At 44.0% G+C, this 14,125-nt stretch carries 10 protein-coding genes; 7 read left to right on the plus strand and 3 right to left on the minus strand.

What is annotated here, in order from left to right:
- Window positions 1-22 precede the first annotated feature (22 nt).
- Window positions 23-601, minus strand: a complete 579-nt coding sequence (locus EWE74_RS05035) for a Crp/Fnr family transcriptional regulator (RefSeq protein ID WP_130140402.1) — start codon at window positions 599-601, stop codon at window positions 23-25.
- 175 nt (window positions 602-776) lie between these two features.
- Window positions 777-1,574: a M90 family metallopeptidase gene (locus tag EWE74_RS05040; RefSeq protein WP_130140403.1), complete on the minus strand. Its 798-nt coding sequence runs from the start codon at window positions 1,572-1,574 to the stop codon at window positions 777-779.
- 119 nt (window positions 1,575-1,693) lie between these two features.
- Between EWE74_RS05040 and EWE74_RS05045 the strand changes: the two genes are divergently transcribed.
- The 6 genes from EWE74_RS05045 (at window position 1,694) to EWE74_RS05070 (ending at window position 11,427) form a co-directional block, all read left to right on the plus strand.
- Window positions 1,694-2,800, plus strand: a complete 1,107-nt coding sequence (locus tag EWE74_RS05045) for a FecR family protein (RefSeq protein ID WP_165384646.1) — start codon at window positions 1,694-1,696, stop codon at window positions 2,798-2,800.
- Between the two features lie 251 nt (window positions 2,801-3,051).
- Window positions 3,052-6,375 (plus strand): SusC/RagA family TonB-linked outer membrane protein, encoded by a 3,324-nt coding sequence (locus tag EWE74_RS05050; protein ID WP_239018558.1) that lies wholly within the window; start codon window positions 3,052-3,054, stop codon window positions 6,373-6,375.
- Window positions 6,376-6,394: 19 nt separating this feature from the next.
- Window positions 6,395-8,251: a RagB/SusD family nutrient uptake outer membrane protein gene (locus EWE74_RS05055; protein WP_130140406.1), complete on the plus strand. Its 1,857-nt coding sequence runs from the start codon at window positions 6,395-6,397 to the stop codon at window positions 8,249-8,251.
- 18 nt (window positions 8,252-8,269) lie between these two features.
- On the plus strand, window positions 8,270-9,268 hold the full coding sequence (locus tag EWE74_RS05060) for a BT_3987 domain-containing protein (protein WP_130140407.1): 999 nt from the start codon (window positions 8,270-8,272) through the stop codon (window positions 9,266-9,268).
- Between the two features lie 85 nt (window positions 9,269-9,353).
- Window positions 9,354-10,178 carry an endonuclease/exonuclease/phosphatase family protein gene (locus EWE74_RS05065; protein ID WP_130140408.1) on the plus strand — a complete coding sequence of 275 codons (825 nt, stop codon included), beginning with the start codon at window positions 9,354-9,356 and terminating at the stop codon, window positions 10,176-10,178.
- Window positions 10,179-10,215: 37 nt separating this feature from the next.
- Entirely contained in the window at window positions 10,216-11,427 is a 1,212-nt protein-coding gene (locus tag EWE74_RS05070; protein WP_130140409.1) for a metallophosphoesterase family protein, read from the plus strand.
- Window positions 11,428-11,446: 19 nt separating this feature from the next.
- Here EWE74_RS05070 and EWE74_RS05075 read toward each other — a convergent pair whose 3' ends face one another.
- Window positions 11,447-12,055 carry an RNA polymerase sigma factor gene (locus EWE74_RS05075; RefSeq protein ID WP_130140410.1) on the minus strand — a complete coding sequence of 203 codons (609 nt, stop codon included), beginning with the start codon at window positions 12,053-12,055 and terminating at the stop codon, window positions 11,447-11,449.
- Between the two features lie 247 nt (window positions 12,056-12,302).
- Here EWE74_RS05075 and EWE74_RS05080 point away from each other — a divergent pair, with 247 nt between their 5' ends.
- Window positions 12,303-13,844 carry a hypothetical protein gene (locus EWE74_RS05080; RefSeq protein ID WP_130140411.1) on the plus strand — a complete coding sequence of 514 codons (1,542 nt, stop codon included), beginning with the start codon at window positions 12,303-12,305 and terminating at the stop codon, window positions 13,842-13,844.
- Window positions 13,845-14,125 lie beyond the last annotated feature (281 nt).

The following is a 14,125-nucleotide window of genomic DNA, read 5'->3' on the forward strand; positions in this document are numbered from 1 at the left end:
ACTCCATTCATCTTGACAAAAGTCAAGGTTTTTCTATCTGACGCTTTCTGATTCTGCTAAAGGTTTCGGCAGACATTCCGAGTACGGAAGCAATATAGTGTAACGGGATTTTGTTGAACAACTCTTTATTCTGTTCAAAGTATGCATTGTACCGTTCTTCTGCGCTCATTGATAAATGCGAAAACACCCTGTCTTCGATCATCGCAAAGCATTTCACGATAAAGTGTCTTTCGATCTCATTCCATTTTGGGAATACTTTAGCAAGCTTTTGGTAATCGGTTTTGGTAATGCTCCATAATGTGGTATCCGTAAAAGCCTGGATAGTCCAACGATTCGGCTGATCGAAGAAGAACCCCGACACTTCGGTCATAAACGCATTGTCTGTGGCAATCCACTGGGTAACATCCTTACCATCCGCATACGCGTACACCCTGAGAATTCCAGATCGGATGACACTCAATTTGTCACAAACTTTTCCGGTCTTGGTAAAGAAGTCATTTTTTTGAAGGTTCTCTTCTTTAAAGTACGAGACTATCCGTTCGCATTCGTGGTCTGTAAGCTCTCCAAAATGTTGTTTTATAATTTTTCTAAAGTCTTCCATTATTCAAAATTTAACCTAAAAAAGCCCGGTTACGTAAATTGAAATTAACAAAAATCGATTTATATCAAAATTCCTCGGTAGAAACCATCTGAAAGATAATTTCTACCGAGGAATTTTTGTTTTAATAAATACATAAAAAATGAAAGTACAAATTGTACTACGGGCGTACTACATTTCAGGATTCTTCAGCCCCACCATAGATATGATCCAACATACGGTATAACTTTGGATGATCCTCTTTCAGCAAGCTGGGCTTCTTGAAGAAATACTCGGATACAACCGCAAAAAATTCTGCCTCATTGGTACCCGCATACTCCCGGATATCTGATTCGCCCGTTCGGATCTCGCGAATGGTTTTATGCATCTCTTTGATCCAAGGCTCAATCAATGACTTCGGGATAAGATACTCTGGAATGCCATCCACTTCGCCATCGGCCTTATCGATGAGGTGTACAAACTCGTGAATGGCCGTATTGCCTGCGGAAAAGTTCAAAAAACCATTTCGCAAAGCCTGCTGTGATAGGATCATCTTACTGCTGAGGGCCCCCGAACCGACCATCCCGGCGACGTTCCTTTCTTCGCTCGCTGTACTGAAGCGCTCATCAAAATAATCAGGATACACCAGTACTTCGGTGAGATTGCGATAGACCCATAGTTTGAAATGAAAAAGTGGAATGGTAGCACTCGCCGCAATAAGTACTTTGTCCTCATCGGTAACCACTGCACCTTTTTCTGCCGATATCTTGGTATGTTCTAAAAAGTAGCGTACCCTTGTCAAGAACGTCTGCTGTTCCTCGGTAGGCAGATGACGATAAAACCGAACTTGCTTCTCGAGAATCTCTCCCATCACCTCGTCCGTGAAGGCCGCTGGTACTGGAATTTTCTTCGGACCGCCATACCTAAAAATGTACACAATAAGCACAATGGCAAAAAGCACGAGGCCAGTGACAATGAAATAGGATGAATCATTCATGGAGTTTGTTCATTTTTTTTACAAAGTACGAAATATGAACAAAAATAACTTACATGATCCCCCCGGTCTTGTGTTTTTTGGATATATACTAATAAACGGACAGTCAAAATACGATGACGATGGCGAAACACCAAGATCGGATACAGTATCTCCTAGCGAAATATAAATCCGGCCTGTTAAATAAAAGCGAGCATATGGAACTCGCTGCATATCTCAAGAGCGAAGAAGGCAAAGAGATCTTGTTTGAAGACATGAAGCAGTCGTTCAGCGACAGCTTAAGCACCATGTCGAGTATGCCAGAAAGTACTTCAGCGCGTATGCGAGATCGTCTCATAAAGGAGACATCACCTATGGTAACCGTTAAGCCGATCATCCAGCGTGTATGGCTCAGCGGCTTGGTCGCCACTATCCTTTTACTTATTGTGGGCTGGTGGTCTATTCATATGCTTACACAGGATCCTGACTTAGAATGGCAAACAATGCGGACGACATTAGGGGAACAGAAGAAAATAGAACTGTCTGACGGCTCTGTGATTTTCATCAACGGCGGAGCAACTGTACAGATTCCGAAAAACATGACGTCATTGGACTACCGCATTATCAAACTGAGTGGAGAGGCTTTCTTCGACGTAGCACCGGATTCAAGCAGACCCTTCTTTGTGGTAACCCGAGATTTCAGTATTCGAGTTTTAGGTACTTCGTTCAATGTGGATACCGAATTAGAGCAGTCGGTTACCGTACGTGAAGGTAAAGTACAAGTGATGCAGATTGACGAAAATAGTGTATCGAAAAGCTTGCATAATCTGCCTGAGGTATGGCGCCATTTCGCGCAATCCAATACCGAACAACAGGTACATTCTCCCAAGCGTCCCGAAATGGAAATAGAACAACTCACTCCCCCTACAGTTGCACTCGGACCATTTGAAAAAGCTGGTATCGGAGAGCATACGGGACTAAGTAAAACGAACGTCTCCAACATCAATAACTGGATGCACAAAGACCTCGCATTCTACGACCAGCCTTTGGAGCTTGTCGTACAGCAATTAGAACGGTTTTATGGCAAAGAGATAACAATTGATCCAGCGCTATCAGGATGCAAAATTACGCTAGCGGCAAATAAGAAAACCTTAGATGAAGCACTGAATGGTCTAGTACGACTAATCCGCGATGGACAGATTAAGACGATCGAGAACGGACTGCTCATATCCGGATCAAAATGCCAATAGGCAAAAAAACGTAGTAACTCAATAATACCTATATGAGAAAAGAAATCATTCCTCCTTAATCCCAAGCCTAAAACGGGAGAATATTCATCGAATACTCCCCCGCATTGTACTGGATCCAACAAGACAACCAAAGCCTGAGAAACTTACTGTCTTGCTGTGAAACGAATCAAACATTGTTTAACCCATTTTTCAGTTTAACAAAAATGCAAAAAAAATTACGAATTAGAAGCAGATTTAAATTCGGGAAAATTATGCGTATTACGAGCTTAGTAGCTGCCCTTACATTCACCATCACGCTGGTATCCGCTTCTCATCCCAGTTTCGGTCAGGCCGAATTAGAGAACAAGACAAAAGTTTCTTTCCCCGGCATACCTTTGAGCAAAGCATTGGAAGAACTCCAGACTAAAACAGGACTTCCACTCGCCTACCGTTCTTCGCAGTTACCTAATGACGCACACGTTACGTACAATGGCAATAAAAAAGTACGGGACATATTGAAAGAAATCCTTACGCCGCACGCTTTGTATTATGAAGTAAAAGACGGTTTTGTAGTCCTGAAGGAAATACCACGAAATGCAGATATAAAAACCCTCTACGCTCAAAGCGACGTCGAAGTACGCGGGACAGTCCGGGACAGTACCGGAAATGTCATGGCCGGGGTTTCGGTATCCGTAAAAGATAGACCGCACATCGGAACAACGACAGATCTTAATGGGCGGTATATTTTATCCGTTCCTCCACATGCTGTATTGGTATTTGCTTCCGTAGGATATAAATCACACGAGCAGTCCATTGGAAAGCAGCAAGTCATCGACGTGGTACTTACCCCTACTGAATCCGGTATTGATGAAGTTGTGGTAGTCGGCTTCGGCACACAAAAGAAAATCAGTCTCGTAGGCGCCCAATCCAGCGTGAATCCCAGTGAATTACAAGTCCCCGCCGCGAACCTAACAAACGTACTAGCCGGACGATTGGCGGGTGTAGTTGCTGTACAACGCAGTGGCGAACCCGGATTTGACAACTCAGACGTATTTATTCGCGGCATATCGACCTTCAGTCAGGGGCTGAGTCGCCCACTTGTACTGGTCGATGGTGTCCCACGAGACATGGCCAATATCGACCCGGAAGACATAGAAAATTTTACCATACTAAAAGACGCGGCTGCCACAGCTGTCTACGGCGTGCGAGGTGCGAATGGCGTAGTGCTTATAACCACCAAAAAAGGTACTCCGGGGAAGCCAAAGTTCGGATTCCGATATTACGACGGACTTACAACCTTTACCCAGATGCCTGAGTTCGCGGACGGTGCGACCTTTATGCGCATGTCGAACGAAGCCCTTACAAACCGTGGTGCTGCACCGATTTACAGCGATGACGTCATCCGTATGACCGCTGAAGGTACCGATCCCTATCTTTATCCCAACGTGGATTGGGCCGCTGCGACATTTAACAAATGGGGCTACCAGCGCAGAGGCAACATGAACATCAACGGCGGGTCGGACCGAACCAACTATTACGTTGGCGTGAGTTACTTAGACGAACTGGGTTTATATAAGCAAGGTGATGCCGATTATGACAACAGATCGCGCCGATCGCGTTACAACCTAAGCAGTAACCTCACCGTGCAAGCCAGCAACACAACGAAGGTGGAATTAGGTATTAACGGTCATTTGCTCAACATCAATATACCAGGGACGACTCAAGACAATATAGTGGAGGGCCTATGGTACATGACTCCCGTGGTACATCCGGTGATGTACGAAGACGGAAAAATTGCTGATCAGCGTTCTGGATCATTGCAAAATCCATATGCATTGATTACCCAGACCGGATACGCGAATCAGTGGCGCAACCAACTCTTCTCCAATTTACGCGCTACGCAAGATCTTCCCTTTATTACCGATGGTCTTTCCGCAACCGCCATGTTCTCCTTTGATGTCTATAACTATACATCCATGAGGCGTACACGCCGACCCGATACTTTTATTGCAACGGGACGCGACACGGATGGCAGCATGCTCTACGAAGAAACCTATCGTGGCGATCGTTTTCTATCCTTTAACAGGTCTAGTCAAGGTACACGCACAATTTATTGGGAAGGTGCCTTGAACTACAATAAGTCTTTTGGCAAACATGATGTAACCGGCATGTTGTTATACAACCAAAGCGACGAACTCAACTCCCAAGCAGGAGATCTGACCGCTTCTCTTCCCTATCGGTTTCTCGGTCTGGCGGGGCGCGCTACTTATGGCTATGACAACCGCTATTTTATTGATGCCAATTTTGGTTACAACGGTTCCGAAAACTTTGCACCCGATCATCGTTTCGGCTTCTTTCCTTCCGGCGGTATCGCCTGGGTGGTGAGCGAAGAACCCTTCTTCGAGCCTCTAAAAGACGCTGTAAATCTATTTAAGCTGCGTTTTTCACACGGTAAAGTAGGAAACAGTCAAATTACAGGCAGACGTTTTGCCTACCTTTCAACTATATCAACCTCCAGCAACGGCGGTTATCTATTTGGCCGAGATCGAGGGAACGATGCCTTTTTACGCTCACACAACATAGGCGACTATGGCGTGAACGTTACCTGGGAAACAGCTACCAAATCCAATCTCGGTCTAGATTTACAAATCTTAAACAATGCGCTAAACGTTCAACTTGATTTCTTCAAAGAAAGACGCGAAGGCATCTTTTTGCAGCGCGGAGCAGTACCCGCCTACTTAGGTCTCCAAACGCTACCCCTAGGTAATCTGGGTGTTATCGATAACAAAGGCTTTGATGCCAACGTAACGTTCAATAAACAATTCAATGAACTGCGGGTACAACTTCTGGGAAACCTCACGTATACCCGTAACCTCATCGTCGAAAACGACCAACCAACACCGATGTATCCCTGGTTAGATCAACGAGGTCGCAAGGTAGGACAGCGCTTTGGTTTCGTAGCAACAGGGTTATTTGAAAATCAAGAAGAGATTGATAACGGTCCGCTGCATCCCGGCACAGTACGTCCGGGCGATATCCGCTTCCAGGATGTCAACGGTGATGGCATCATCGACGACTTCGATAAAATACCTTATGGTTATGGCACAATTCCCGAGTGGGTTTATGGTGCTGGATTTACCATCGGTTACAAAGCACTAACCTTATCGACACTTTTCCAAGGTGTGGGCAATGTGGATATCCGCATGAACGGAGAAGGGCTGATGCCTTTCCAGCAAGGCTTGAACCGAGGTAACCTGCTGAGCAATATCGAAGATCGCTGGACGATAGAAAACCCCCGACAAGATGCATTCTATCCTCGCTTGAGCGATGGTAACCCTAACAATAATTTTGTCGAGAGCAATTGGTGGGTCAAAAACGGTCGATATGTTAGACTAAAAACGTTACAACTTACCTATACATTGCCGAGAACCTGGGTAAAACGTGCTAAAATTGACAATGCCAATATCTTTTTCGCCGGCTACAATCTAGTCACCTGGAGTCCGTTCAAATTTTGGGATGTCGAGCTGCCAGAAGGACGCGGTACTAACTATCCATTGACAGCCTCCTATACGCTCGGTTTTACACTAGACTTTTAATTTCTTTAGCTTAAAGAGAATGAAAAAAATATTAAATACCTTCACAAAGTTACTCTTGGTCGTTACGGCCTTAGCTACCAGCGCCTGTAATAAGGATTTTTTTGACCAAGTTCCAGACGATATCCTCACGATCGAGGAGATTTTTAACAGACGAGACCTCTCCGAGGAGTGGCTGGCGGGAGTCTACAACCAAATCCGGGACGAAGCACACCGCACCAATAGCACGCCGTGGGACGTTATCTCCGATGATGCCGATGTGTCACAACGCAACACGCCATTCCGCGTCAATCTCGGAAATTGGAATGCCGCTTCAAATTACTGGAATTTTTGGGAACATTACTATAAAGGTATTCGATCGGCGACCACCTTTATCAATAATATTGACGGCAACGAACAAATACTGTTAGAAAGAGAAGGAGAAGCACTCATCCGTCAGCGTAAAGCCGAAGCCCGATTTCTACGCGCATTTTTCTATGCTGAATTATTAAAACAGTACGGACCTGTGATTCTACTGGGCGATGAAGAAATTGCGCCTGATCTACCGACGGACGATCCAGCCATGCAAATACCGCGGTCCCCCTTTGACGTTTGCGTAGATTACGTAGCCAGCGAACTGGATCTTGCCGCACAAGACCTTCCCGTTCATTATATCAACCAGCAGGATATGGTGGCTGATTTTGGCCGGGCCAGTCAGATTTTGTGCAAAGCCGTCAAAAGCCGGCTCTTGCTTTATGCCGCGAGCCCGCTATTCAATGGTAACAGCGACTATGCCGGATTTGCGAATCCGGATGGCACCCCGCTCATGAACACGACAAACGATATATCCAAATGGCAAAGAGCCGCTGCAGCAGCCAAAGAAGTGATCGATTATGCAGAATCATCTGGCCAATTAGGGCTATACAAAGTAATCCAAAATGGAGAGATCAATGCCTTTCAGTCTTACCGTGATGTATTTCTGGATTCCTGGAATATCGAATGGATCATGGCTCGAAATTCCAACGGTTTGTGCAGCTATCAACGATCATGTACCCCTCGGTTAGCAAGTGGGTACGCCAGTATGGGGCCAACCCAACAATTGGTAGACACCTACCGCATGGCTAATGGTGCTATTCCGATTACGGGGTACAACAGTAATGGCGAGCCGATCATCAATACCGCATCTGGCTACAGCGAAACCGGATTTAGCGCATTCCGCGCACCCGGAGCCACGCGCAGTGTGAACACACACCATATGTATATCAATCGCGAACCACGCTTTTACGCCACCGTTACGTACAGTGGTAGTGACTGGATCAATACGACATCTGGCCTTGGTGCACGGGAAATACAATTGTATTTGACCGGTGAATCGGGAAAGGGAGGGTCGCATGATTACTCGGAGACCGGATATCTTTTCCGCAAAAATGTGTCCCCGACCTACGATCCACGTCAAACTTGTGCACAACGGTCCTATGTCATGATGCGTTACGCCGAAATTCTCCTCAATTATGTAGAAGCATTGAATGAATATGATGCCGGCAATCCCGACATATTGAAATACCTCAACCAGATTAGAGAAAGAGGTGGTATTCCAGCATTGGCGAGTGATCCCGGACAGACTGAAATGCGTCAGGAAATCCGCAGAGAACGAAGGATCGAACTCACCATGGAGCACCTACGTTATTTTGATACCCGAAGATGGAAAATTGCAGAACAGACCGATGCAGGACCTTTTTACGGCATGAACGTAGATGGTGGAACCTCGAATAGCGATCCGAATTTTTTCCAACGGACAGCCTTTGAAAACAGGGTTTTCAGAAGAGCATTCTACTTGTTTCCGATACCACAACGCGAGGTAGAGCGTAATCCCAATTGTGTACAAAATCCCGGTTGGTAATCAACAAATAATTATGTTATGACAAAAACAATAAGAAATATAGTTATCATTGGAATGGGTTCACTTTTATTCTCTTGTGAACCCCAATCGCTCAACATAGAAGACAGCGCGCAGTATTCCCGTGTTTTCATGTCATCTGCAAGCGAAACGTCAATTGAAAAAACCTACGATATTACCGACGAATGGCACCAGATTCCTTTCGGTGCCGGCTACGGTGGTTTTAATCAACTTACGCAAGATCTGGAAATCACCTTCGAGGTGGCGCCAGACTTAGTAGAGACATTCAATGCCCAAAACGGCACCAACTATCAAACAGCCCCTGAAGACAGCTATCGGATATCTCAAAACACCGTCACGATCCCCGTCGGGAAAACAGGGAGTAATTCCATATACTTGGAGGTAAATCCCTTGTATTTCGGTGGTACTCGCCCTGTCCTCGTTCCGATTTCAATCAAATCAGCTACCGGAAACGTACCTATCGAAGAGTCTAGGCGGACGACCTATTACGTTATAAGCGGAGGCTATGTTACAAACCCTTATATACCATATGCCAAAAACGATTGGCAAATACACAGCTTCTCTTCGGAAGAAGACGTCAATGATGAAGGACCGGCCTGGAAGGCAATCGATGGCGATAACAGCACACACTGGCTAACGAAATGGCGGCGGGATGCAAACAATCAACGTCCGGTCCACCCGCATCATATCAGCATAGATATGGGCGTTAGCCAAACGCTGCACGGCGTACAATTATTTGGCCGATTGGGAACTAATCCAGATAATATGAACCACAACTTCTATCTTTTTCCACGATTGGTGAACGTCGAAGTCAGCGAGGGTGGTTCTGTTTGGGAATCGGCAGGTATCTATTCAACTGCACTGGAGCCGACACCAACACCCGAGTTCACGATATACTTTGAGCAAGCCACCAAAGGCAGGTATTTCAGAATTACAGTGATCAACAGCCACAGTAATAATGGGGATACCAGTGCGATCGCGGAGATTGAAGCTTTTTAGAACCGATTGATATTGACTGTCGTTCGGATTTTGCCTAACGGCAGTCAATAATAACAAACAAAACCCTATAAAACATAACCCGATAATGAAATTAATCCGTTTCCTTACTTGCATCCTCTTCTTGACCTCCTGCGGTAAAAGTGCAGACGCGCCCGATGATACCACGCCTGCTGACGATGCTGTTGTGGTAAAAACCATGACGTATAATATCTGGGGTGCCAGACAAGGTGGTTTACACACCCCTCAACTCCAAGAAATAGCGGAGGTGATCAAGAGGCACAACCCTGACTTAGTTGCTTTACAAGAAGTGGATCGATTCACGACCCGCAACGGACAGCCAGTCGGTGACGTAGCCAAAGAACTGGCTGACCTCACAGGCATGTCGCATTTCTTTGCGCTCGCAGAACCCCGTCACGGTGGTGAATATGGTGACGCCGTATTGTCCAAACTCCCCATTAAAGAGACCAAAGCCTATAACCTCGGTGTAACAGCCGAGCTCCCCGGAGAAATCCGTTCGGTAGCACGGGTAACCGTAGAAAAAGAGGGAAAGGAATTTTATTTCATCAGTACCCATTTTGACCACCTCAGCAACGAGGCGAACCGCTTAAAGCAGGCCAAGGATTTTGTTGCTATCCTTAAGGAATATCAGAAACCCGTCATTGTAGGCGCCGATTTCAATGCTTTGCCCAATTCGGAAACTATAGGTATCTTACGACAGCATCTTACTTTGGGATGTTTTAATAATAACTGCTCACAGTTTACATTTTCAACAGATAACCCCCGCAGTGTGATCGATTATATCATGTACGCGCCCATTACGGGACTTTCCGTACAATCTTATACCGTTGACACACGCGCATACAGTGAATCGGATCACTTTCCCGTTATTTCTACTTTTAAATTGCATTAAAAATTCATTTCTTCCTTCATCCATAAAAAACATTACCATGTCAAAGATTTCCAATAGGCGCCAATTTCTAGCCATACTTGCCACCGGCACAACTAGCTTAGCAACAGCACACGCTTTTGGGGGCATCCCCGCTAACACCAGACGCAGTGTCGCCACACCCACACCCCATCAATTTATCATCCCTCCTTACCTGCAGGCACTTACACCAACCGGCGTATCACTGTTGAGTATTACATCACGGCCAGCCTATACGTGGATAATGTACGGTGAAGAACAATTGTCCGATAAAGCACATGCTGTGGAAGACGGCATGGTCCAAGCCAACAATACCCTTTCCTGCATACGTATAGCTAATCTCCAGCCCGATACCGTATACAACTACCAGGTTATTTCGAAGGAAATCATCTCTTTTGCGCCTTACAAACTCGAATACGGTGAAGAAATCAAAAGCGAAATATACACCTTTAGGACACCAAAAACTGATGCAGATACCGTGAACGCTCTTGTCCTTAATGACATTCATGATCGACCAGAATCCTACGCTACTATGTTTCGGCTTGCGCATCAACTGCCCTATGAATTCGTCGTTTTAAATGGTGACTTATTCAACTATCAAACCGACGAAAAACAGGTTATTGAGCATCTACTCTACCCCTGTACCGAATTATTTGCGAGTGAAAAACCATTTGTTTTAAACCGTGGAAATCATGAAACCAGAGGACGGTTTGCACGTAATTTAAAACAATATTTTGACTATCTCGAGGGGAAGTACTACCAGGCTTTTCGACAAGGTCCTATCTTTTGGATTATGCTAGATACCGGAGAAGACAAACCCGATGACGAACCCGTTTACGCTGGAATTGTAGACTACGATAACTACCGTAAGGAACAAGCGACGTGGTTGGAACAGGTTATGCAAACGAAAGACTATCAGCAAGCACCATTCAAAGTCGTGGTGATGCATATCCCTCCTTTCCATTCCGGAGACTGGCATGGTACCCTACATTGTCGGAAGCTTTTTTCTCCCTTATTTGACAAATATCAAGTAGACGTCGTGCTTTCAGGCCATACGCATCGCTATGGCGTATACAAGCCTCAGCCGGATCATACGTACCATATCGTAATTGGAGGGAGTCCAAAAGAAGGAAACCGCACGATGACGCATGTCGCTGCCGACCGAAAGAGCTTAACGATCAATATGATTAAAGATGACGGCAGCAATGTTGGAACAGTTGCGCTGTCGAAATAGAAACGTTGATATATCGGCGCTATAACATCCCAATTGCTAAAGCGCAAATAAAGGCTGTACGGGAAATAGATAGCCCAGCTTTCTTTCCCATATAATCTTGAATAGATTTCATGGCTAATGACATGTGCTCTTTCACCGTGTACGGCGAAATACACAACTGATTCGCCACTTCCTCGTAAGTCTTTCCTTCCTGTCGGCATAATACAAACACCTTCTGTCGTTGAGGAGGTAAAGATTTTACCGCATGATAAAGGAGCAGGTCATACTCTTTTGCTTGGTACGTCTCTTCCAACGATTCCGTCGCTAAGGGTTCGATCCTTTCATTTTCGAATATATCCAACGAAGCATGTTCCAAACGCTTCTTCAATTCCTTATAGGTAGCGTTTCTAGCGATACGGTACATATAGGCGATAAACGATTTTTCAGGATCTATCCGATCCTTTATTTCCCATATTTTCATGAAAACTTCGTGCACGATATCTTCTGTCGCCATATCGTCTCGCAAATATTTGTGGATGAAAAGGAAAATACCCTTATGATAGGCGTCATATATCTCAACAAAAGCTTTGGTATCCCCACTTTTAAGCTTTATCAATGTCTCTCTCGATATGTTTTTCCTACTAATCATCTTCTTTGAACCGGTTACGTCGACAAATGTAACGGTTAGCTTGTTAATTTATCATTAAATATTGAAGCAGTTTATAAGTTACTTTCGAAGGTACAAAAAAACAACGATAATTGATGCATATCCATTTTGCAGTTTTGAAACCACAAAAAAACCTAAGCAATTGAAATAGAAACATTAGTGGATTTAGACCAAACCGTTCATTTTTTATATTTTTGACAGTAAAGACGGGAAATAGCATTAGATTATTATGTCATATCATGCGATAGAAAATTTAGTGGAAGATGCTGTTCATTTAATTGAACAGTCAAATCTTCCTGTAAAAGAGCAGCGTAACATTGTTTATAACCTCTATCAATTTCAAAACAGATTCGATACCAACTACACTGTATTACGTTGTTCTCCTTTTTTGGAGCGTATCAGCTTCCTTCAGAAACTTCCACTCGATCAACATCCCGATTTTAAGAAAGACCCCAACTATTTCCATAATTTAGACGCATCCGGCTGGATCTACGCGGAGGTCGGTTTAGCTGATGACCATGCTGTGGTTTACCATGAAGATGGATTTATCTTTCCTGAATACGGTTCTCGAACCTGGAAGCGGTTGGTAGAGGATGGTCAATGGAAAGAAGCCACGGAAGAACCACAGCCCCTCCCTATCTTCATTCTCATTGCGAACATGATAGCACTTGCCGAGAAGCATGGCCATACGCTCTTGATGCATAATTTTTATCTCGCGTTTTTAAATGCATACTTAGAATTCGATATTGGTACCGCAGATGGCATGCCCGAAAGATTTGAGGATTGGGTCTATAACACCGAGCTCTTAAAGCTTCGGGAACTTTTCGTTCAACATTCCTTACTTAAAATCAAGAAAAAAGAAACGGAATTTGAAATTCCAACATTATCATCCGAATTAAGTTACGATATTGAACCGGATAAACAAGCGAAAATTGAATTCCTCATGGATTCCAAAAAGACCGTGGAGAAAATCCATAGTGTTTACCTGAAAGCGGAAAAAGCATTGAAGGAATTGCCGCAAAAGATCAAAGCCATCGAGGATTCAGCGCGACAGGAGATGGAAAATAAAGGATGGATATTTGTATCAGCATACGAGGAGAAAAGACTAGAAACATACAAATTATTATGGTATCGAGATATCCCGTCGGGATCTACTACCCATAGAATATTTACCGAAATCATCTTAGAAATCAAATTAAGCTCGGTTGTAGCCAAACAATACGTTCAACACGGTTTATTGTTGAAATGGCAAGAAAAACCGATAAGCGAAGATGTCTCCGATGCTCATTTTGAAGTTAATCCATTTGAATTTATTGACGATAAAAATCTAGAAAAGAAACTTAATTTTTTAGGCCTTTGGGTACTTCCATTCAAATCGAAACAGGATATCTTATTGAAATCCTTTGCTTTATTTCTCCATTATTTAGTTCCCCTGGATACCATCTATTTACATAAAATAGACGCCGCATTTCCCGAACCGTTCTTTTCCAAGCCTTATCTATCTTACATTAGCATCTTTGAATCAGACAAACCTATATCCGAATTTCTCTTAATTGCCAATCTTTATTCCATATCCTTATTATTTATTTACAAGCTTGTACAAGAGGGTAAGATAAGGGAAGCTCTTGAAATAAATGATATCCAAGAAGCAAGATTAACGGATCGCTTCCGGGAAGGTATTGTATGGTATAAAGAAAGCTATGCTCCTTATATCAGAGCGGTTAAAGCCGGACAAATGCCAGCTTTGCCGAAGCTCTTTAAAAGAAAATAATAGTACGAAGATAATTACAGAAAGAAAAAGGAATACACGATTCTGTATGGTGATTTTGAGATTTACAAACAAAACCCAGCGCGAAATGTCGGCATGATGAGTGACATCTTGTATGATAAATACTGATAAAAATTATAGGCTTACGTACGCGTATTTGCACCCACAACAAAACCACACCGACCTAGGCAGAAATTAAACATTTGACCATAAATAGACAATATCGGACATCCAAATAAGTAAATTTGGGAATAAGTCCAGCAATACAATATTGTCGTCTGGTT

Origin of the sequence: Sphingobacterium corticibacterium (genome assembly GCF_004208525.1) — a bacterium.
Classification (GTDB): domain Bacteria; phylum Bacteroidota; class Bacteroidia; order Sphingobacteriales; family Sphingobacteriaceae; genus Sphingobacterium; species Sphingobacterium corticibacterium.